We start from the raw sequence: 23,301 nt of genomic DNA on the forward strand, positions 1-23,301 counted from the left end.
CAGATGAGGTGAAGATCGTGTTTAGACATTTAAGGCCTGTATGGGCAGAGGTTGATTTAGATAAATTAGCGTATAATATGAGAGAAATTAGAAGAGTAGCTAGAAGCGCAAATATCATAGCAGTTGTAAAGGCAGACGCTTATGGTCACGGAGCTATAGATGTGGCTCCAGTGCTCCTGCAAAATGGTGCTAATAGACTAGCTGTAGCTGTAGTAAGTGAAGCAGTGGAGCTTAGACGTTCAGGCATAGAATGCCCAATAATGATTTTAGGGTTTACACCACCAAATTTAATAGATGATTTATTAAAATATAACATTGAACAAGCTGTATACTCTTATGAATTTGCAAGTGAATTATCAAAAATGGCTCACAAGAAAAATAAAATAGCTAAAATTCATATAGTGGTAGATACAGGTATGGGAAGGATAGGTTATCTACCAAATGATGAAAGTGCGCAGGAAGTATATAATATTAGCAAGCTACCTAATATAATTATAGAAGGCATGTTTTGTCACTTTTCTTCTGCGGATGAAGAGGATAAGACTTATACCTATAATCAAGTTAGAAAATACAATTATTTTTATGAAAAGTTGAAAGAGAAAAAAGTGAACATAAATATAAGACATATGGCCAATAGTGCTGCTATTATAGATTTACCAGAAACACATTATGAGGCAGTACGACCAGGAATAATATTATATGGCTATTATCCTTCTGAAGAGGTGAATAAGGACAATATAAATTTAAAGCCTGTAATGACATTAAAAACAAATGTAGTACACATAAAAAGTTTGCCACCTGGAGAATACGTCAGTTATGGAAGAAAGTTTAAAACGGAAAGAGAAAGTATTATAGCTACACTTCCAGTTGGCTATGCGGATGGATATACAAGGCTCCTATTTCAAAAGGGAAAGGTTATTATAAATGGAAGCTTTGCTCCAGTAATAGGTAGAATTTGCATGGATCAATGTATGATTGATGTTACTAATATTTCAGGAGTGAAGATTGGTGATGAGGTTATACTAATGGGTGAAGATGAGAATAATAAATTTACAGCGGATACAATAGCGCAGCTAATAGGAACTATAAACTATGAAATAGTTTGTATGGTTGGTAAAAGAGTTCCGAGAGTCTACATTAGCGAAGGTAAAGTTGTGAAAATAAGAAATTACGTGTAATATTAATGTATTATATGTAAAATAAACTATTTATGTGTAAAAATCCTGTTGTAAAAGGGTGAAAATACCCATAATTTCTTTGACAGATTGACATAGGTTGAATTATAATATATTTTGTACATATTGTTGTTTAAGCAAATGGGAGGTATTAAATTTTCTATGTCAACTTCAAAGAAATTAGTAGTAAACCTATCAGAAACACTCTATATTGAATTTAATAAGGCACTCCAGAAAGATTCTAAAAAAAGAAGTGAATTTTTTAGGGAAGCTATAATACTATATATTGAGGAAAAGAAAAGACTCAGTTATATAGATGAAATGAAACAAGGTTATTTAGAAATGGCTGAATTAAATTTAGAAATAGCTGACATGGGTTTTGAAATTGATATTAAAGATTTTAAAGATTACGAAGTTAAGCTTTCGGAGAGTGATTTGTCTAATGACAACAATAGTGAAAAGAGGAGATATATTTTATGCTGATTTGAGTCCGGTTGTAGGCTCAGAACAAGGTGGGGTTAGACCAGTAATTATAATTCAAAATGATATTGGCAACAAGTACAGTCCCACTATTATTATTGCAGCTATTACGTCACAGATAAATAAGGCAAAACTCCCTACTCATGTTGAAATTTCTTCAGAAGAGTATGGGTTAAATAAAGATTCAGTAGTTTTGCTAGAACAAATAAGAACACTGGATAAAAAAAGATTAAAGGAAAAAATTGGTCATATGACTGATAGCGATATGAAAAAAGTAGATACTGCGATTTTAATTAGCGTAGGTTTATAAAATGAATAAGGGCAATCATTGCCCTTATTTTATTTTATGGAATAATAGCTCAATGTATTTTAATAAAACTATAGCTTTTTAAATAATCTTATAGTTATTTAATTATTTTTGTAGAATTTCTAAGAAATATGTTGTTATAGTGTATAATATTGTTATAATAATTGTGGAAGATAAATAGGAATATAGGTAGATAATTATTATTAATCTCCCAAAGAAATACTAGGAGGAATACATATGGAAAAAACAGTAGAAAGATTAAAAGCAATTGCAAGGCAAGTTAGAAAAAATATAATAACTATGATTACAGAGTCACGTTCTGGTCACCCAGGTGGATCATTGTCTTGTGTTGAAATTATAACTGCATTATATTTTAATGAGATGAATGTAAGTGTACAAAATAAAAATGACCCTGATAGAGATAGATTTGTACTATCAAAGGGACACGCTGCACCAGCATTATATAGTGTGCTTGCTGAAAAGGGCTTTTTTGATAGGGATGAGCTAATGGGGCTTAGAAAATTAGGATCAAGGCTTCAAGGACATCCTAATATGAATACTATTCCTGGAGTAGATATGTCTACAGGATCACTTGGACAAGGTATTTCAGCAGCAGTAGGTATGGCACTAGCTGGAAAACTTGATAAAAAAGAATATAGAGTGTATTCCTTACTTGGAGATGGAGAGCTTGCTGAAGGTCAAGTATGGGAAGCTACTATGTCAGCTGCACATTACAAGCTTGATAACCTAACGGCTTTTGTAGATCATAATGGACTTCAAATAGATGGCGCCGTTTCTGAGGTTATGGGTTCTGATCCAGTAGATGCTAAATTTGCAGCTTTTGGATGGAATACTATATCTGTGGATGGCCATGATTTCGCTTCAATTAAAAATGCTATAGAAGAAGCTAAAAAAACAAAAGGAAAACCAACAGTTATAATTTGTGAAACCATAAAGGGTAAAGGCGTGTCCTTCATGGAAAATGAAGCTAGCTGGCATGGCACAGCTCCAAGTAAAGAGCAGTGCCGAATGGCTTTGGAAGAAATTGGGGGTACACTATAATGGGTAAAATTGCAACAAGAGAAGCTTATGGAAGCGCACTGGCTAAATTAGGACTAGAAAATGAAAATATAGTTGTTTTAGATGCGGATTTGTCTAAATCTACTAAAACTGCAGATTTTAAAAAAGTTGCGGAAGATCGATTTATAAATATGGGTATTGCTGAAGGAAATATGATGTCTGTAGCAGCGGGACTTGCTACTTGTGGTAAAATTCCTTTTGCAAGTACTTTTGCTATATTTGCAGCAGGAAGAGCTTTTGAACAAATAAGAAATTCTATTTGTTATCCGAAATTAAATGTTAAAATTTGTGCCACACATGCAGGTTTAACTGTAGGGGAAGATGGAGCGTCTCATCAAGCGATAGAGGATATAGCACTAATGAGAAGTATTCCCAACATGGTAGTTATAAGCCCAAGTGATAATATTGAAACGCAGGCAGCCATAGAAGCTATTGCGAAATACAATGGACCTTGTTATGTAAGGCTAGGAAGAATGGGCGTTGAGACAATAAATGATAACCCAGATTACAAATTTGAACTTGGAAAAGCGGTAACACTTAGAGAAGGACACGACGCAACTATAATAGCTACAGGTATTATGGTAGATGCTGCTTTGGAAGCTTATAACATACTAGCAGAAGAAGGAATAAAGGTTAAAGTGTTAAATATACACACTATTAAACCAATAGATGAAGAAGCAATTGTTACTGCAGCTAGAAAAACCGGATTAATTGTTACTGCTGAAGAGCATAGCATTATAGGTGGACTTGGCTCTGCAGTGGCTGAAGTTGTTTGTTCAAACCACCCAGTACCAGTTATGAGAGTGGGAATTAAAGATACTTTTGGTGAAAGTGGTAAACCAAATGAACTTTTAAAAGCTTATGGATTAACCACAGATGAAATAGTTAAAGCTCTTAAAAAAGGACTCAGTTTAAAATAATTTTAAGGACCCCTATGTATTTATACATAGGGGTTTTAACTATTTTGCGGGATAATGTTTTTTGTGATATTTTATGATATAATACATCAAGAATAACTATGGGGAGAGGAAGAAGCATGAAAGGAATTTTAAAGGATTTATTACATTGTTTTATACTATCATTAAAGATATTTTTAGTTCCTATAATTATGGGAGCTTTAATTGGAGTAATAAGTGGTTTAGTCAATGGTGATTTAAATCTACAAGGGGTATTAGCTTCAGTAGACAGAACAGCTATTAGAATATCTTGTTTTGGTCTTGCTATTTCAGGTATAGGTTTTATAAAAAGAGAAATGTTAGAACCACTAAATTATGAAGAAAAGTGGATGGAGTATTATGAAAAATTGAATTTAGTTGGTGTAATATTCTTTGTTTCCTTATTTATGTTAGTTTATTCAACAGTTATTGACCTAGTTTTATTTCGGATTTATTAATCATTGCTGTAGTCAGCATCTTTTGCTAATCAATCTTTAGTGCTTTAATATTACAAAGGATTTCATAATAACTCATAATTTTAATTTTATAGGAAACGATAAAGATAAATGTTATTTGTGAATTTTTAGAAAAGTAAATTAGCGTATTTTGAGTAATATTCACGAAAATTTTATAATAAAATTTATTATAAGCCTAGTCCTTATGATATAATGTTGTTATGGATTTTACTGAAATGAATTACAGAAAAGTGGTAAGGAGAATTAAATATGATAGAATTTAAGAAAGTAACTAAGATTTATGATAATAATGTAATAGCATTGTCAAATGTTGATATTACTATTGAAAAAGGGGAATTTGTATTCCTTGTAGGCCCCAGTGGAGCGGGAAAATCTACTTTTATTAAAATACTTTTAAAAGAGATAGAACCAACTACTGGTAGTGTCATTTTAAACAATGCAGATATAACGAAATTAAAAAGAGACCAGATACCTTATTTTAGAAGAAAAATCGGAGTGGTTTTCCAAGATTTTAGATTAATTGATACTTTAAATGTTTATGAAAATGTTGCATTTGCACTGAGAGTTACAGAATGTTCTCCAAAGGATATTAGGAAAAGAGTACCTTTGGTTTTAGATTTAGTCGGATTATCAAAAAAACATATGGCTTATCCTCATGAGATTTCAGGTGGAGAGCAACAAAGAGTTTCTCTTGCTCGTGCTATAGTAAATAATCCTACATTGCTAATAGCAGATGAGCCAACAGGTAATTTAGATCCTGAAACAGCAATAGGTATCATGGATATTTTAAATGATATTAATAAGGCTGGTACTACAATAGTTATGGCAACACATGCAAAGAATATAGTAGACTCTATGAAGAAGAGAGTAATAGCTATAGAAAAAGGTGTTCTAGCTAGAGATGAGCAGAGGGGAAGATACGGTTATGAAGATTAGTACAATTAAATATTATTTTGTAGATGCACTAAAAAGTTTGAAAAGAAATAGAACTGTTAGTATTGCGTCAGTTGCTACAGTGGCAGCTACTCTATTTATTTTAGGCGTATTCTTATTAATTGTTTTTAATGTTAATGCGGGAGTGGAAGAAATAGGTTCTAAGCTACAGGTGAAAATTTTTCTTAAAGATGATATAACAATAGGTGATAAATCTGTTATTCAAAAGGCCCTTGATAATGTGCAAGGAGTTTCAGAAATTAAATTTGAAGATAAGGGCGATGCGTTAGAAAAAGTGAAAAAACAATTTGGAGAAGATAGTAAATCATTAGTACAAGGTTTTGACAAAAAGAACCCTTTTCCAAATGCATATGTTGTAAGTGTAGAAAAACCTGAAATAGTAGATAATGTAGTTAAGGCTGCTGAAGGACTAAAAGGTATAGATAAAATCAATGATGTTAGAGAATTAGTTGATAAAATTATAAAAATAACAAATACTTTAAAGGTAGTAGGATTAGTATTGTTTTTAATTTTAATAAGTGTATCACTGTTCTTAATAGGAAACACAATTAAGCTTACGTTATATTCTAGAAAAAAAGAAATAGGTATTATGAAATTTGTTGGAGCTACTGATTGGTTTATAAGATGGCCATTTATTATTGAAGGTATGATGCTTGGAGTATCTGGGGCAATTATTTCTACCGGAATACTATATTATGCTTATAAAGTGGTTTTTCTAAAGTCTTCAGCAAATGTATTATTAGGAATTAGTTTAATAAATCCTCATTTTATATTAAGCACTATTCTGTGGCAATTTATGTTGGGCGGCATAGTTATTGGGGCTGTGGGAAGTATTATGTCCATAAGAAAATTCTTGATTGTGTAAATACAATATATTTATTTTCTTATTAGTGTTATAAATTTATTATATTTACATAAATAATATATAGAGAATTACAAAGAGGTGTATAAAATGGGCGATGAAAATAGACCTGGACAATATAAAACTGTAGAATATAATGATGTCACACACAAAACAAAGAAAACAAAATGGGTTATTTGGATTATAGTTATAGTACTTGTCACTAATGCAATAACCCTATTAGTTTCAACTCAAATTTCATTAAGAACTCCCAATGGGAAAGTAATAATTGGAAGAGACGCTTATGACCAAGTAGTAAAGTTTCAAAAACTATTTTTAGTGAGAAATAAACTATATAAGTATTATGATGGTAAAATTAGTGATGAGGTTTTAGTAGAAGGTGCTATAAAGGGCATGACTAATTCCCTAGAAGATCCTTATACAGTTTTTATGAACAAAAAAGAGTATGCAGAGTTTAATGCTACAACAGTAGGTGTGTATACAGGACTTGGCTTACAAGTAGGAGTTAAAGAAAATAATATAGTTGTAATTGCCCCTTTCGATCCATCACCAGCTAAAAGTGCAGGAATACTTCCAGGAGATGTTATTGAAAAGGTTAATGGAACAGCTGTTACAGGAAAAGAACTAGAAAAAGCTGTTACAATGATGAAAGGCAAGGAAAATGAAGCTGTCAAGTTAACTCTTAGTAGAAAAGATAAAGGCAGTTTTGAAGTTAGTGTAAAACGTGCTAAAATCGATATGGTAACAGTTAAAGGTGAAATGTTAGACAAAAATATTGGATATATTCAACTTACAATGTTTGATGAAAATACTGCTAAAAATTTCAACAAAAAATTAATGGAATTAAAAGGGAAAGGTATGAAAAGTCTAGTCTTAGATTTAAGAGGAAACCCTGGTGGTCTTTTAAATCAATGTGTAGATTTAACCTCTAATTTTGTACCTGAAGGAAAGGTTTTAGTATATACAATAGATAAGAATAAGGAAAAGACAGAATATAAGTCTAAGGGTGGTCTAGCTGTAGGCATGCCACTCACAGTATTAACTGATGAAGGATCTGCAAGTGCTTCAGAAATTTTTGCAGGAGCAATCAGAGACTACAAGGTTGGTACCTTAGTGGGAGAGAAGACCTTTGGTAAAGGCATAGTTCAAACTATGTTTTCTAGAGATGTTGATGGCTTTGATGATGGTACTGCATTAAAAGTAACTATATCAAAATATTATACTCCCAATGGAGAAAATATACATCATATTGGAATAAAACCAGAAGTTGAGGTGGTGTATCCAAAAGCACTTAAAGAGAAAGCATATGATAGAACTTTGGATCCACAATTTAAGAAAGCTTTAGAGATAGCTAAGGATAAAATCAAGTAATAACATACCAAGTATCTACCAATAAATTTGGTGGATACTTGGTTTTTAACAACCGTTAGAACAGCAGGCGAGGCTCATCATCATAGGTAATGGCATCACCCTAGCTGAGAGCATCACTGTAGGTGATGTAACGCATTTACATGGGTGATATGGGGAATATATAGTTTTTCATAGCAATATGAAAGGAGAATTTTACTGAATGGACATTGCAATACATACTTTAAGAGCAGTTGCTTATGCAATTGTAGATCCTTCAAATGCGTTTATCTTAATAATGATTGGATTAATTTTTTATAATAAAAATAAGAAAATATCGGTTATGCAGAGAATGATAATGGGAGAGAGTTTAGATTCACCTTTTGAGTTAACTATATCGCAAATTGTAATAGGAATTATTGCAGGGGCTCTAGCAAGTCTTCTGTTTACATTTTTAGGTTTAGTTTTTGATGAGAATTCAAATATTTATTTATTGTTTATGTTGTCATTGTTTTTTATGGCATTTAAACCTAGATTTATATGTTTTTCTTATTCTGGTGCAGTTTTAGGTATAACCAGCCTAATGTTTAAATATGCAGCTATCATGTTACATATGCCAAAATTGGATTTTATAAACGTAGATATTCTTACATTAATGACCTTGGTGGGTGTACTACATATTGTAGAGGGAAGTTTAGTAATGATAGATGGATCAAGAGGAGCCATTCCTGTTTTTACAAATAGAGATAATAAAATTATTGGCGGATTTGCCTTAAAAAGATATTGGGCATTACCAATCTCTATACTTATACTTTTAAGTTCTCAGACCTCAGACCTGGTGGCAGGACAGAGTTTAATGACTCCACAGTGGATGCCTGCAATAAGAGGGGCTATAGCGGGTAAAATCTTGGAAAAGTCAATTATAGCTTCTATTGCTCTTTATGGGGTTATTGGTTATAGCAGCATTACCTTTACTAAGAGCAAGGGCAAGAAAACTCTCTTTTCAGGAGCATTAATAATGGGATATGGCGTGATCTTAACAGCCATATCTCAATTAGCGGTATTTGGTGTAGCTGTTCAAATTTTTATTTTAATATTTGCAGCTGCATTGCATGAAGCAATGTTGCAACTAGAAAAGCATTTGGAGCTCACTTTAAAACCTAAATTTGTTAGTGGCGATGAGGGAATTATGGTGCTAGAGGTAGCCCCTAAATCCCCTGCTTTTGAAATGGGAATTCAAAGTGGTGATTTAATAGTCCAAATTAATGATAAAAAAATAGAGGCTGAAGAAGAAATTTTACATATAGTTAAAGGTAATTTTAGTTCATTATTTTTAAAAATCAAAAAACCATCTGGGGAATTAAAAGATATGAGCTATACCAATGTAGCTGGGAACAAAAGACTAGGAATAGTGATTGTACCAAGGGAGATACCAAAAGATAACTCTGTGGTAAAGATGGATGATGAAAGCTTTAAAGATGTGCTGGACAAAATGAAAGACATAGATAAGAAATAAAAAAAGGTGCACAATTCTCTGGAGTGCCTTGCAAACGAACTCGAAACTAAAAATTCCATTAAGAAATTCTAATCTTTTGCTCATGTAAAATCCTCTAACGCTCACATTCGGCGTCCTGCCTCAGGTTCGCTAGCTTGCACTTCCTGTGCAAGCTTACGAGGATTTTACATTCGCAAAAGAAGAATTTCTAAATGGAATTTCAATAGTTTCAGCGTCTCGTATTGCAAGTCACTCCAGAGAAAGTTCATTCTTTCTTTTTTTTGTAGATTTGGGGGTAAACCTTGGGGTACATAACAATTATTAGTTGTTAGGTGGTATAGGGACTAAAAAACATAAACTCGCTTACGCTCAAACATATGTTTTTCTTCACGCATCTGTAAATAAAATAAATTTTGAATTACTAAGGCTTATTCAAATGCATTCTGCGCAATATATACTTTTGTTAGCATAATCTAAGAAAAAATACCTAAAAGGAATGCGTCCTGGCAGGCTCACGAGAATTTTATATTTGCAAAATAAGAATTTCTAAATGGAATTTCAATAGTTTCTGCACTTCTTATTGCAAGTCACGCAGGAGAAAGTTCATGCCTCTTTTTTTTGTAGATTTGGGGGTAAAACCTTGGGGGACTTAATATATGGCTGTGTTGCATATTCTTTTGCAACGGAGCAGTCCCAAAATCTTTTAGCCCATAGACTGTGAATTTTCTATATAATAATTAAAGTATTATATAGAAAATGAATAAGTCTGAAATTCTTTCAGGCGCTAGCCTCATGATTTCACCTTTATGATTATAATTTATATGAAACAAATAGTTACTTTTAGGTTGCTACAGTGATTGCAACCGTAAGTTGACAAAAAAGCAAATGAAAATTGGTAGCGTCACGACCGAAATTTAGGTATTATTTAGGTGGGGTGATCAAGTTGAGTTTTTCAGAAAAATTACAAAGGTTGAGAAAAGAAAGAGCATTATCACAAGAACAACTTGCAGAATTATTAAATGTATCTCGTCAGTCAGTATCAAAATGGGAATCTGGACAAACGTATCCAGAAATAAATAAATTGATAATATTGAGTGATTTATTTAAAATAACCATAGATGACCTAGTAAAGGACAAAAACACATTATGTGTTTACAATGAGGATGTTGAAAGCGAAGAAGAAGAAGAAGATGATGGTGAGTCGTCGCTAATGGTTGGTGGTATGATTGTAGGAATGGCCATTGGATTTATTACAGATAATTATATTTGGTCAATGGTAGGCGTTTTTTTGCCAGTTGGCGTTACTTATATTATTAAAGGAATCAAAGAAATCAAAGGGAAAATCTAAAGATATAAATATATCCTAGAGCGTTAAGAGAATACTGCTAAAATTGACTGTAAAATTACATAGTGAATTTTTTTTTGCAATAGACCGTGCGCAAAATTCTTTTAGACGCTATCAGAGTGTGTATGGCATTGATAATTTTGGCGTAAATATGTAAGTTATCCAGGCGTTTTTCAAGGAATTCTCCAAAATAAATTGTAAAAAAAATACTGTTAAAAATTTGAATACTTACATTGATATGATATATAATTAAATAAAGAGGTGTTTTTATGAATTGGTTAATATGAATGGTGATTGGTATAGTTACAATTTAACTATACATAAATTCAAAGTGTATCTTTGGGACATAACTATAATTCATTATGGGAATATTAATAAAGAGGTGATACTTATGATTAAAAAAACACCAGTTATTATATTCTTATTTATTATGATCATGCATTCAATAGTAATTAGTGCTGAAGGATTTAGATATGCAGAAATTTTTGACCCAAAGCAAGATAAGGTCGTAAAAGTAATTCAAGTTAATAGAGAAATTCAAAATATGGTTGTAAGTTGGATAAAGGATGTGGATAATATCTATGGTAAAAGCAACCCTCTTACAGATGATGGTTATGCTATTAGAATTCCACTTTATCCTTCTGTTAAGGTACAAGGAAAATGTATAAATGCACTTATAAACGAAGTTTACATAATAATACCTGAAAATGAGCCAGCATTTTTTATGATTTTTGAAAATGAAAATAAACTATTATGTTACCCATTTAGAGGCGACATAGATGCATTGTCAAAAATTTTAGACTTCAAATTAAAAGTAAGTAAAGTCTATAGTAAAGAATAATTGCTAGTATGTTTTATATATGTTAGGTTTCTCTATGATAAGAATCATAAATTTCTGAAAACAGCAAATTTATAGTATATCAGTGCTATAATATTAAATATTACTTCATCATATTTCAACTAGTGTTTTTAATGTGAGTTTTAATAGGATTCAAAATAAATGGGAGGATGAATACATTTAAATATTTAGTAAATTATATTATGTCGAAATATAAATATAAAACCAAAATCATAAGTAGTTTAAGTATATATACTATATACTCGAATTGAATTTTAGAATATAGAGAGAAGGTAAATAAATGAAAAAAAGAATAGCGCTTATAGTTATGATATTGACAATGGTGAGTTCTCAAATTGCATCTGCTGATAGTGGAGTAGTGAATACGGACTCATTACGTGTTAGGCAAAATCCCTCACTTTCTTCTTCCGTTATAGGTTTTCTTTCAAAGAATACAAAGATAGATACCCTTGGAAAACAGGGTGATTTTTATAAGATAAGTTATAATGGGAAAATTGGATACGCACATACATCATACGTAAACATAGTGAAAAATACTTCTCCTCCCAAAAGTGTAGTGAGTGTAAAACCGGCTTACATAGAAAAACATGGAGTTATAACAGCAAATCTTTTAAATGTAAGGTCTGGAGCTGGGACAACCTATCCTGTGATAGGTTCTATTAAGCTTGGAAGTAAAGTTACAATGTATGAAAATACAAATGGTTTTTATAAAATAACTTACGCTGGTAAAACAAGCTATATAAGTGAATTATACGTAAAAGTTGTAAATGAAAGTAGTACAAGCAGTGTTACACCAATACCTGTAACAAAAGCTACAGGTGTTGGAACTATTACAGCCTCTGATTTTTTGAGCGTAAGAAAAACAGCTTCATTGGATAGTGATGTTATTGTTATGGGTAAAAAGTATCCTAAGGAAAAAGTAGATATATATGGAACTCAAGGCGAGTTCTATAAAATTAAGTATGATGGTGAATGGGGATATATATATAAATCCTATGTAAGTCTTGCTGATACTACATCAAATAAAGCTGAATATGTTGAAGATGGACAACAGTATAACACAAAAACAACTGGAAATGACTTAGTGTCATATTCAAATACATTTTTGGGAACACCTTATGTTTGGGGTGGCGAAGCACCAGCAAAAGTCAACGCTACTGGGGAATATTTAAGTGGTGGATTCGATTGTTCAGGATTTGTGCAGTATAGTTATAAAAAATTTGGGATAAATCTGCCTAGAACGACTATGGACCAGGTAGATATAGGTGCATCTGTTAATATAAATAATCTGGAAAAGGGAGACTTAGTCTTTTTTCTAACTAATTCAGCTGTACCTTCTGAAGTATCTCATGTTGGAATATATATTGGAGATAATAAATTTATACATTGTCCTAAACCTGGTGATGTTGTAAAAATATCTGAATTAACTGGGTATTACGCAGATAACTTTGTAATAGGTAAAAGGATAATAGAATAAGTAAAATTTATATTATTACTATTATTATGGGTACATAACAATTACTAATTGTTTAATTTTAAACTAAAAAGTATATAATATTTAAGGAATAGGGACTTAGGTTCCTATTTTTTTTTATGTAAGATTTGATTTAGTGGTTATAGATTGTTAACATTATTGACACCTGAATGCAACAATTATCTACTATTATTAATGAATAGACACGGATGTTTTTTTAAGAATAATATTAGCTCAGTATTAAATTGAAATTATAATATAGCCTTTAAGGGCGGAAGTGAGGACGAATTATTATGGGAATTAAAGAAAAAAATGAATCTAAGAAATCAAAGGGATCTTCTATCTCGATTGTTATGTATCTTGTAGCTTCAGTTGTTGCACTTATTGGGGTTGCATTATTAGTTAATAATATCCTCTTATTTAAAAGTACGGTTAGTCAAGCTGTGGCTCAGGGATATGATATTGCTACTGTAAGAAAAGCGTTATTGACATCTCAATTGCTACCAGGAATATTTGAACCAATTGGTATATATGGCGGCATCGCGTTTCTAATATTAGGTGTGGGTATAGTCAATAAAAAAGTTTCAAATTGCTTAATGTTACTAACTAAAGTTGAGGTTGATAATAATATTATTGAAGAAAATATTGTTAATGTTGAAAATATAGAAATCGAGCAAGAAGTAGAAAAAGCTTAATTGAAATAAAGCAAAAAGACTTGCCTCCTCAGTTTAGACTGAGGAGGCAAGTCTTTTTTTCTTAGGTTATGCTATAAGGTCAAGTATATATTGCTGAAATGCTTTCTCCAAATAAGGGTGCATCCTTGGAATATATTAGGTGGCTTAAACTATATATAATTAACTGGATTTAATGTTATAATATAGTATATGGGCATTTGCAGATATAACACTTTTTATTTAAGCAATTGTAGTAGCTATTTATGAGAACACTGGGAATAGATTTAAAAACCAATAAAATTATAGTAGTTTAAGTACCTGGCGAAGGTAAGACGATAAGGTATGCAAAGGTGGAATTCTAATGAAAAAACAAAATCTATTAATATTAGCGCTAATAATTAGTTTGCTGTTTGGAACTTATAGTTTTTTTAGTTTAAAGCGGCGAGAAAAAACTGCAAATGAATTATTTAAATACACATTATCCCAGTCCCAATTTTGTTTTGCACAAGACTATACTATAATGAAGGATGATGAAAAAAATTATTATTATAGATTAGCAGCCTCTAACTTATATACAGCTTTATCTATAGTAGATTTAACTTCATATGGTAATAATGGAAAAAACAATGAATTAACTAGTGCGATTAATGAGCTTTATTGCTGTATGACAGAAATTAACACAAATGACAGTAGATGGAAAGCTGTTACTGAAAAGCGAGTAGCTATATATAAATATTTAACATATATAAGCGATAATCCTAATGATAAAAATAGTTGCGATGCACTTTCTAGGCTTTCAAATAATTTGTGTTTAGGCGTTGAAGATGTAGTAATTAATTATGAAGGCACCAGTGATAATTGGCATGTAGGTTATAAAATTGATGGTAATGAGAACTCACATGACACTTATTATACATTTAAGTACACTGGGAAAGAAGTTAACTTGGTAAAAGATGTAAAATACTCAATAGATACGAGGAGTGAAGGAGAAGAGGGTGAATTCTCAATGGATAGTACCATGGTTCATACGGGCAAGCTTATACTACCCACAGGATTTCCTAAATCTACTGATAGAGATATGATAGTAAAAATAGAATGGAATGGGAAAGAAGAATCCTTAATATTAAAAAAATCTAAATAAGAGGTGCTTATGGGGCATAGTTATGAAAATAGTAATTCGACTTTATATTTACTTGCCTTGTCAGTTATGATGGGGCAAGTTTTTTTTAAATTTTTTTGCAAGTCACTTCGGAGAAATTTCACACTTACTATTTAGAGTACTTATTAGTGAATTAGTTGTAGGAGATATTGACATACTAAATACTTATAGTTAAAATAGAGTAGACGAACAAATGTTCAGATAGATGATAGCAATTAATAGTTGTTATCGAATTAAGCGGAATAAAAGGCGGTGATTTTTATGAATGAATTTAAATTACATTCGAAGTTTAAACCTACTGGAGATCAACCACGAGCTATTGAGAGTCTTGTGCGCGGTGTTGAGGAAGGTAAAAAATTTCAAACTCTTAAAGGAGTAACCGGTTCAGGTAAGACTTTTACCATGGCTAATATTATTCAAAGAGTTCAAAAGCCTACTTTGGTGCTTGCTCATAATAAGGTTTTAGCGGCACAGCTTTGCTCGGAGTTTAGAGAGTTTTTTCCTGACAATTGTGTGGAGTATTTTGTGTCCTACTATGATTATTATCAGCCTGAGGCTTATATTGCACAAACGGATACTTTTATAGAAAAAGATTCATCTATAAATGATGATATTGATAAATTAAGACATTCAGCTACCTCCGCGTTACTCGAGCGTAATGATGTTATTGTGGTGGCTTCAGTTTCATGTATATATGGACTTGGAAATCCTGAAGAATACAAAAAACTTACAGTTTCACTTCGGGAAGGCATGGAAAAGGATAGAAATGAAGTATTAAGACAATTAGTAGATATACAATATGAGAGAAACGACATTAATTTTATTCGGGGAACCTTTAGAGTAAGAGGGGACACTGTTGATATATTTCCTGCTTCATCCAGTAGTGAAGGAATTAGGGTAGAGTTTTTTGGTGATGAAATAGATAAAATCAGATCATTTGATTCGCTAACAGGAGAAATTATTGGAGCGAGAAAGCATGTATCTATATTTCCAGCTTCTCATTTTGCTACTTCAAAGGAAAAACTAGAGCCTGCTATAGAACAAATAGAAGAAGAATTAGAGCACAGATTAAAGGTGCTTATATCACAGGATAAATTACTAGAGGCTCAAAGACTTAAGCAAAGGACCAACTTTGATATTGAAATGATAAGAGAGGTTGGCTACTGTAGTGGCATAGAGAACTATTCTAGAATTTTAGATGGGAGGCCTTCCGGAACAGCGCCCCAAACCTTGATGCACTATTTCCCAAAGGATTTTTTAATGTTTATAGATGAAAGTCATGTAACCCTTCCCCAGGTTAGGGCTATGTTTGGAGGAGATAAATCAAGAAAGACTAATTTGATTGAGTATGGGTTTAGACTTCCTTCTGCCTATGATAATAGGCCTCTAACCTTTGAAGAGTTTGAGGGTACTATGAATCAGACAGTTTTTGTAAGTGCAACTCCAAACGTCTATGAAGCAGAGCATAGCGAGAATACTGCAGAGCAAGTGATAAGACCCACAGGACTATTAGACCCTGAAATAGCTATTAGACCTGTCAAAGGCCAAATAGATGATTTATATGCTAAGATTCAGGACACAATAAAAAAAGGATTTAGAGTTTTAGTTACAACACTTACAAAAAAGATGTCAGAAGATTTGACTAAATACTTTAGAGAGATGGATATGAAAATTACCTACCTACATTCTGATATTGATACTATAGAAAGAATGAAAATTATTCAAGATCTTAGACTAGGTACATTTGATGTACTAGTAGGTATAAATCTTTTAAGAGAAGGCTTAGATATTCCAGAAGTAGCTCTTGTGGCAATCCTGGATGCAGATAAGGAAGGATTTTTGCGTTCTGAAACTTCATTAATTCAAACTATAGGAAGAGCTGCAAGAAATTCAGAGAGTAAAGTAATAATGTATGCGGACAGAATCACAAAGTCTATGAAAAAGGCTATAGATGAAACTAATAGACGTAGAAAACTTCAGATGGATTATAATGAAGAACATGATATTACACCAACTACTATTATTAAAGATATTAGAGAAGTAATCGGAGCTGTTACAGTGGCGGAGGAAGAAGCTGTATATGAAACCCTTGAAGCTGCTATGGAAGCAAATTACGATGAAACTAAAAAGTTAATGGACAGGTATGAAAGTGAAATGAAGCAGGCGGCTAAGGATTTACAATTTGAAAGAGCAGCACAGCTTCGCGATATAATTTATAAACTTAAAAAACAAATTAAGAATATTTGATAATTGAAAATTGAAAATTATTAATTATCAGTTTCTGACTATTTAGGGGAAATATAAGGAGTGAAATTATGAGGGATAAGATTTTTATAAAGGGTGCTAAGGTTAATAATTTAAAAAATGTAGATTTAGAGATTCCAAGAGATAAATTTGTAGTGTTTACTGGACTTTCAGGATCTGGTAAGTCTTCGCTAGCTTTTGATACATTATATGCAGAAGGGCAGAGAAGGTATGTAGAGTCGCTGTCAGCTTACGCAAGGCAGTTCTTAGGTAATATGGATAAGCCGGATGTTGAATACATAGAGGGACTATCTCCTGCGATTTCTATAGATCAGAAAACAACTAATAGAAATCCACGTTCTACAGTGGGTACTGTAACTGAAATTTATGATTATTTGAGATTGCTTTATGCTAAAGTTGGAACGCCTCATTGTCCTAAATGCGGCAAGGAGATTTCTCAGCAGACTGTAGACCAGATGGTGGATAGAATAATGGATATGCCACTAAAAACCAAGCTTTTAATTTTATCGCCTATAATAAGGGGGAAAAAGGGTGAGCATGTTAAGGTATTAGAGAATATTAAAAAGAATGGCTTTGTTCGAGCTAGAATAGATGGCAATATAGTAGAACTTATGGAAGAGGAGATAAAGCTTACAAAGACTAAAAAGCATAGTATAGAGATAGTTATTGATAGAATTTCTGTAAAAGAGGAAATTCGTGGTAGGCTTTCTGAATCCTTAGAGAGTGCTTTAAAATTAGCAGAGGGAACAGCTATCGCTAGCGTCGTGGATGGAGAAGACATGCTTTTCAGTGAACATTTTGCTTGCCCGGATTGTGGTATAAGTCTAGGGGAACTAGCACCTAGGATGTTTTCTTTTAACTCTCCTTTTGGTAAGTGCGATACTTGCGATGGACTTGGTACGCTTATGGAAATTGATGAGGATTTAATTATGCCCGATAAAAGTAAGAGTATCTTGGGTGGAGCCATTTTGTCCTTTGGAGAAGGTAGCCTTAAGGAGGATTCTTGGACTTTTGCAGTACTCAAGGCACTAAGCGAAAAATATAAGTTTAGTTTAGATACGCCTATAGAAGAATATGATCCGGAAATCCTGAAAATACTATTATACGGAACTAATGGAGAGCGAATAAAGGTAGAATATGTTAAGGAGTATAGGACGGGTACCTTTAATCATATTTATGAAGGTATTATAAACAATTTAAAAAGGCGATATTTTGAAACCTCTTCTGATTATATAAAAAGAGAAGTTGAACAATATATGGGGGATAATGCATGCCCTAAGTGCAATGGTGCAAGGCTTAGCCCAGAGGCATTAGCTGTAACTGTGGGTGAAAAGAATATATATGAATTTTGCAATATGTCTATTGTAGATGAAGTGAAATTTTTAGGTGAAATCGAATTGTCAGAAAAAAACAAGATGATAGCTAACCAAATTTTTAAAGAAATAAATAATAGACTTAGTTTTCTTAAGAATGTGGGACTTGATTATCTAAATTTAACAAGATCTGCAGGAACGCTTTCTGGTGGAGAAGCACAGAGAATAAGGCTAGCTACTCAGATAGGTTCAAGCCTCATGGGAGTTTTATATATTTTAGATGAACCTAGTATTGGACTTCATCAAAGGGATAATGAAAAACTTATCAAGACATTAAAACAGCTAAGAGATTTAGGAAATACGCTAGTAGTTGTAGAACATGATGAGGACACTATGATGGCAGCAGATTATATTGTAGATATTGGACCAGGAGCTGGAGAACATGGTGGAGAAATTGTGGCTGCAGGAACAATAGACGACATAAAGAACTGCAAAGAGTCAATTACAGGGCAATATTTAAGTGGTAAAAAGAAGATTGAGGCTCCAGATAAAACAAGAGTGTCTAATGGCTCATGCATAAAAATAATTAATGCGAAGCAAAATAACCTTAAGAATGTTAGTGTGGAGTTTCCATTGGGTGTATTTACATGTGTAACGGGTGTTTCTGGATCCGGAAAGAGTACTTTAGTAAATGAAATCCTATATAAAGGTCTTAACAAGAAGCTAAATAATTCTAAAAAGAATGCAGGACTTCATAAAGATATTTTAGGTGTAGAGAATATAGATAAAATTATAGACATAGACCAGGGTCCTATTGGACGTACTCCAAGATCCAATCCAGCCACTTACACAGGTGTCTTTGACATAATTCGCGAGGTTTTCTCCATGAGCTCAGAATCCAAGGTGAGAGGTTATAAGCCAGGTAGATTTAGTTTTAATGTAAAGGGTGGAAGATGTGAAGCTTGCAGGGGTGATGGGATAATTAAAATAGAAATGCAATTTTTATCTGATGTTTATGTGCCTTGTGAGGTTTGTAAGGGCAAAAGGTACAATAGAGAAACCTTAGAGGTTAAGTATAAAGGAAAGAATATTGATGAAATTTTAAATATGACTGTGGAGGAAGCTGTAAAATTCTTTGAAAATATTCCAAGAATACATAGTAAATTTAAAACGCTGATAGATGTTGGACTAGGTTACATTAGACTAGGTCAGCCTTCCACCCAATTATCTGGTGGTGAGGCTCAAAGAATTAAACTGGCCTCAGAGTTATCTAAGAGAAGTACAGGTAAGACTTTTTATATTTTAGATGAGCCTACTACAGGGCTTCATATTGATGATGTTAGCAAACTTATTAAAATACTTCAAAGATTAGTTGACGCAGGTAACACTGTAGTGGTAATAGAGCATAATTTAGATGTTATAAAGTGCTCAGACTATATTATAGATTTAGGACCTGAGGGTGGAGACAAGGGCGGTTACATTATGTGCAGCGGAACTCCAAAAGAAATATCTTTAAATGTAAATTCATATACAGGACAATATTTAAAAAAGATGTTATAATTTATTCAAGATTAGCATATTAATTTAATGCTAGTCTTGGATTATTTTTTAAAGAGGAGAAAGTGACTTATGACTATTATAAGCTCGATTATGAAGTATGCAATTATAGCGGTTATTTACCTTATAATAATATTTGCTTTGAGAATAATGTATAAAGACATAAAAGGTGGTGCAAAGAAGAAACCGGTAATAAAGAAAACTATGGGACTTGAGGTTATAGAAAGGGGAGAAAACTTTAACTTAAGAGTTGGTGCTGTTATTCCTCTGAATGATGAACTTTCCGTAGGCAGAAAAGCAGATAATCTTTTAATATTAGGTGATAAATACGTGTCTTCTCAGCATGTAAGGATATATAGAAAAAATACAGATTATATTTTGCAGGATTTGGGGAGTACTAATGGTACGTTAATGAACAACAAAAAGGTTAAGGATAGGGTTGTTATAAAAAAAGGTGACGAAATTAAAATAGGAACTTCAATTTTTAAGGTTATAGGATAAATTGTGAGTGTTAACAACATTTCAGAAGGAGAGACTCATAAGCACATATGTGGAGATGACGACCACAGATAAAAATAAAACTTTAGTTGGTGATAAAACCTCCTTCTGAAGTTGTTAAATTTCAGCACCGAAGGTGACGAACAGCTGCCTAGGTGATGATTAAAGAGGTGATAGTATGGAAAGTATAAAGGAAGAACGTAAACTTCTAAGGTATACTTATCTTTTATGTATAGTTTTATTTGTAAATATGTTCTTTATTGGTAAAAGCGGACTTGATAAAGGCGCCTTGATAATGGGTGTAATAATATGTATACTTTTTGCCTATTCTCATTTTATAATAAGAAGATTTTTCCCCGATGGAGATAAATATATTTTACTGTTTTCAAATGTTTTGGCGGTTATAGGTATGGGAATGCTATATAGGCTAGATTCTCCTACTGCGCTTAAACAACTTATATGGTATACCGTGGGAATTGCTATATTCATTTTAGTAGTAGTGCTTTTTCCTAGCTTAAAAAAATTTGGAAAATACAAATATTTTTATTTGGTGTGTACTCTTGTACTTATGTCATTAGGGAGTATATTTGCGCCAAAAGTTTATGGATCTAGAAACTGGATAGATATTGGTGGATTTAGTTTTCAACCATCAGAATTTGGTAAACTATCACTTGTGGCGTATTTAGCATCATCACTACAGTATTATGGTAGAAATCTTGAGGGAAGGTCAGAGTTTATAAAATTAAAAGGATTAATAGAGCCAGGAATTGTAGTTATGATTTCACTTGGGCTCATGGTCTATCAAAAGGATTTGGGATCAGCACTTTTATTTTTTGCTATTTCAGTAACTATGTTGTATATTGCTACTTCAAAATTCAGATATGTATTGGTATGTTTGGTACTTTTCATGATTGGTGGTTTTATAAGTTATAAAATTTTTGGCCATGTGCGCCTAAGGGTTTTGATTTGGGGCGATCCTTGGAAATATGGATATGATGAAGGACATCAAATAGTACAATCTTTAATTTCTATTGCTTCAGGTGGCCTTTTTGGAACTGGTCTTGGACTTGGATATCCTAAAATGGTTCCAGTAGTTAATTCGGATTTTATTTTTTCTGCTATTTGTGAAGAAATGGGATTATTGACTGGGTTTGCTATACTTATTTTATATTTTTTGCTTTTTTATAGATGTATGAGGGTTCCTGTTTACAGTAAGGATAATTTTTCAAGACTGCTGGCAGTGGGTTATAGTACAATGATAGCCGCTCAAGTATTAGTTATTGTAGGTGGTGTAGTTGGAGCTATACCATTAACAGGAATAACCTTACCACTGGTTAGTTATGGTGGAAGTTCTATGATAGTAACTTTCTTTTCGCTAGGTATACTTCAAAAAATTTCGGAGGACGGTCAAAGTTATGAATGATATTGTAATTAATATAAAAAAGGTCATGTTAGTGTTTTTAATACTTTTTATTACTTTAATTTCCTACATAACTTATATTTATATGTTTAATAGTCAAAAGGCAGTGTCTAGTACTTTTAATCATAGATTATGGGCAGAAAGAAATAAGGTGCTTAGGGGAACCATTTACGATAAAGATATGACACCCTTAACTAAAAGTACGAAAATAAGCGAAGTGTCTCAAAAACAAGAATATTTGCAAGGTGAAATTTTTGCTCATGCTATAGGGTATATGAATCCTATATATGGACTTGCAGGACTTGAAAAAAAATATGATGCAGAACTTATGGGGTCCGAAGACACTGTAGCCTCAAAGCTTTTGGACTTTAATAAAAAGGAAGAAGAAAAGGTTGGCAATGGCCTGCGAACTACACTTAATTCTAAGCTTCAAAAAAAAGCTTTTAGTCTTTTACAAGGTAAGCGTGGTTCAATAGTGGCTTTGAACCCCAAAACTGGAGAAATTCTGGCTATGGTGTCTATGCCTTCTTATAACCCTAATAATTTAGAAAAGGATTGGAAAGGAATAGTTGCAAATAAGGATATGCCATTGCTTAATAGAGCAGTATCTGGGCTATACCCACCGGGGTCTATATTTAAAACTATTACGGCGATAAGTGCTTTAGAGAACATTCCAAGCGTTTACAATAAGAGATTTGAAGATAATGGTTCATTAGTTTTCAATCAAAGTTCATCACTTAAAAATTATGATGGTGAAGTTTTTGGAAATATAGATTTTAGAACTGCTTATTTACATTCTAGTAATGTGGTTTTTGGGTCATTGGGTATTGAACTTGGAAATAAGGCGCTAAAGGATACTACCGAAAAATTTTATTTTAATAAGGACATTCCAGCATCAGGCTTAACAATAGAGAACAGTAAATTTCCAAGTTACAAAAGCAATGAAAAAGGTAATATAGCACAAAGTGCTATAGGTCAAGCTGAGGTTTTAGCTACGCCTATGGAAATGGCATTAGTTGCAAGCACTGTTGCTAATGATGGCATTATGATGCAGCCAATGTTGGTTAAAGAGATATTGAGTAGTAAGGGCAAATCACTAAAGAAAATAGAGCCTAAAGCATTGGGAGAAAACATGTCAAAGGAAAATGCGAAGATAATGAAAGATTTAATGAAGGATGTAGTGGCTGAAGGCACAGGTAAAAACGCAGCTGTGGATGGCATAACTGTTTGTGGAAAAACAGGCACTGCAGATCATAAAGGTGATTCCAGTAAACAAGTGGGTCCACATTCTTGGTTTATTGGTTTTGCACCATATGAAAATCCTCAAATTGCCATAGCGGTAATTGTAGAAGAGGGTGGAGTAGGTGGCGGAGTTGCAGCTGAGATAACTAGAGAATTAATTAAAGTTTATTTGCAATAAAATTAAAAAACTATACCTTAGTACGTGGGAATACTAATATTATAAAGTCAGATATGGAACCATATCTGACTTTATTTTCAGTGTGCCAGGCATGGCAATTAACTAGGTGGTGAAAGTCCACTGTGGGGGTCTGTAGTTACCAACCACTAGCTGAAGACAAGGTATCCACCGTGAGGTGTGAACTGAAGGAAGTCTTAGGCAAAGTT

At 32.7% G+C, this 23,301-nt stretch carries 20 protein-coding genes; all 20 read left to right on the plus strand.

The features are described from left to right. Positions 1–17 precede the first annotated feature (17 nt). The 20 genes from alr (at position 18) to Ctaglu_RS20680 (ending at position 23,095) form a co-directional block, all read left to right on the plus strand. Positions 18–1,178 carry an alanine racemase gene (gene alr, locus Ctaglu_RS20585; RefSeq protein WP_125005262.1) on the plus strand — a complete coding sequence of 387 codons (1,161 nt, stop codon included), beginning with the start codon at positions 18–20 and terminating at the stop codon, positions 1,176–1,178. Between the two features lie 159 nt (positions 1,179–1,337). After that, positions 1,338–1,658 (plus strand): CopG family transcriptional regulator, encoded by a 321-nt coding sequence (locus Ctaglu_RS20590; RefSeq protein WP_125005264.1) that lies wholly within the window; start codon positions 1,338–1,340, stop codon positions 1,656–1,658. After that, positions 1,618–1,965, plus strand: a complete 348-nt coding sequence (locus Ctaglu_RS20595) for a type II toxin-antitoxin system PemK/MazF family toxin (RefSeq protein WP_125005266.1) — start codon at positions 1,618–1,620, stop codon at positions 1,963–1,965. Before Ctaglu_RS20590 ends, Ctaglu_RS20595 begins: the two co-directional genes overlap by 41 nt. Before the next feature lie 234 nt (positions 1,966–2,199). Then, positions 2,200–3,024: a transketolase gene (locus Ctaglu_RS20600; protein ID WP_125005268.1), complete on the plus strand. Its 825-nt coding sequence runs from the start codon at positions 2,200–2,202 to the stop codon at positions 3,022–3,024. Next, complete coding sequence (locus tag Ctaglu_RS20605) at positions 3,024–3,962, plus strand: transketolase family protein (RefSeq protein ID WP_125005270.1); 939 nt, start codon at positions 3,024–3,026, stop codon at positions 3,960–3,962. Before Ctaglu_RS20600 ends, Ctaglu_RS20605 begins: the two co-directional genes overlap by 1 nt. A gap of 116 nt (positions 3,963–4,078) precedes the next feature. Beyond that, a complete protein-coding gene (locus Ctaglu_RS25475; RefSeq protein WP_185732878.1) occupies positions 4,079–4,435 on the plus strand; it encodes a hypothetical protein in 357 nt (118 codons plus the stop codon). A gap of 267 nt (positions 4,436–4,702) precedes the next feature. After that, entirely contained in the window at positions 4,703–5,389 is a 687-nt protein-coding gene (ftsE, locus tag Ctaglu_RS20615; RefSeq protein WP_125005272.1) for a cell division ATP-binding protein FtsE, read from the plus strand. After that, positions 5,379–6,272, plus strand: coding sequence for a permease-like cell division protein FtsX (gene ftsX, locus Ctaglu_RS20620; RefSeq protein ID WP_125005274.1), 894 nt, complete (start codon positions 5,379–5,381; stop codon positions 6,270–6,272). Before ftsE ends, ftsX begins: the two co-directional genes overlap by 11 nt. A gap of 87 nt (positions 6,273–6,359) precedes the next feature. After that, positions 6,360–7,640, plus strand: a complete 1,281-nt coding sequence (locus Ctaglu_RS20625; RefSeq protein WP_125005276.1) for a S41 family peptidase — start codon at positions 6,360–6,362, stop codon at positions 7,638–7,640. Positions 7,641–7,839: 199 nt separating this feature from the next. Next, positions 7,840–9,132, plus strand: coding sequence for a PDZ domain-containing protein (locus Ctaglu_RS20630; protein ID WP_125005278.1), 1,293 nt, complete (start codon positions 7,840–7,842; stop codon positions 9,130–9,132). Positions 9,133–10,045: 913 nt separating this feature from the next. Further along, a complete protein-coding gene (locus tag Ctaglu_RS20635) occupies positions 10,046–10,459 on the plus strand; it encodes a helix-turn-helix domain-containing protein (protein WP_233439892.1) in 414 nt (137 codons plus the stop codon). Positions 10,460–10,847: 388 nt separating this feature from the next. Further along, complete coding sequence (locus Ctaglu_RS20640) at positions 10,848–11,297, plus strand: hypothetical protein (protein ID WP_125005282.1); 450 nt, start codon at positions 10,848–10,850, stop codon at positions 11,295–11,297. A 298-nt stretch (positions 11,298–11,595) separates the two neighbouring features. Continuing rightward, complete coding sequence (locus tag Ctaglu_RS20645) at positions 11,596–12,792, plus strand: SH3 domain-containing protein (RefSeq protein ID WP_125005283.1); 1,197 nt, start codon at positions 11,596–11,598, stop codon at positions 12,790–12,792. Between the two features lie 290 nt (positions 12,793–13,082). Continuing rightward, positions 13,083–13,484 carry a hypothetical protein gene (locus tag Ctaglu_RS20650; RefSeq protein ID WP_125005285.1) on the plus strand — a complete coding sequence of 134 codons (402 nt, stop codon included), beginning with the start codon at positions 13,083–13,085 and terminating at the stop codon, positions 13,482–13,484. A gap of 340 nt (positions 13,485–13,824) precedes the next feature. Further along, a complete protein-coding gene (locus Ctaglu_RS20655) occupies positions 13,825–14,604 on the plus strand; it encodes a hypothetical protein (RefSeq protein ID WP_125005287.1) in 780 nt (259 codons plus the stop codon). Positions 14,605–14,883: 279 nt separating this feature from the next. Continuing rightward, positions 14,884–16,869: an excinuclease ABC subunit UvrB gene (uvrB, locus tag Ctaglu_RS20660; protein ID WP_125005289.1), complete on the plus strand. Its 1,986-nt coding sequence runs from the start codon at positions 14,884–14,886 to the stop codon at positions 16,867–16,869. Between the two features lie 68 nt (positions 16,870–16,937). Further along, the gene (uvrA, locus tag Ctaglu_RS20665; protein WP_125005291.1) at positions 16,938–19,760 is read left to right on the plus strand and encodes an excinuclease ABC subunit UvrA; all 2,823 of its coding nucleotides are present in this window, start codon (positions 16,938–16,940) and stop codon (positions 19,758–19,760) included. A 69-nt stretch (positions 19,761–19,829) separates the two neighbouring features. Beyond that, entirely contained in the window at positions 19,830–20,258 is a 429-nt protein-coding gene (locus Ctaglu_RS20670; RefSeq protein ID WP_125005293.1) for an FHA domain-containing protein, read from the plus strand. A 175-nt stretch (positions 20,259–20,433) separates the two neighbouring features. Further along, a complete protein-coding gene (locus tag Ctaglu_RS20675; RefSeq protein ID WP_125005295.1) occupies positions 20,434–21,678 on the plus strand; it encodes an FtsW/RodA/SpoVE family cell cycle protein in 1,245 nt (414 codons plus the stop codon). After that, entirely contained in the window at positions 21,671–23,095 is a 1,425-nt protein-coding gene (locus Ctaglu_RS20680) for a peptidoglycan D,D-transpeptidase FtsI family protein (protein ID WP_125005298.1), read from the plus strand. The genes Ctaglu_RS20675 and Ctaglu_RS20680 overlap by 8 nt, the downstream gene beginning before the upstream one ends. Positions 23,096–23,301: the final 206 nt, after the last annotated feature.

The sequence above is a fragment of the Clostridium tagluense genome, assembly GCF_003865095.1.
GTDB classification, from domain to species: domain Bacteria; phylum Bacillota; class Clostridia; order Clostridiales; family Clostridiaceae; genus Clostridium_AD; species Clostridium_AD tagluense.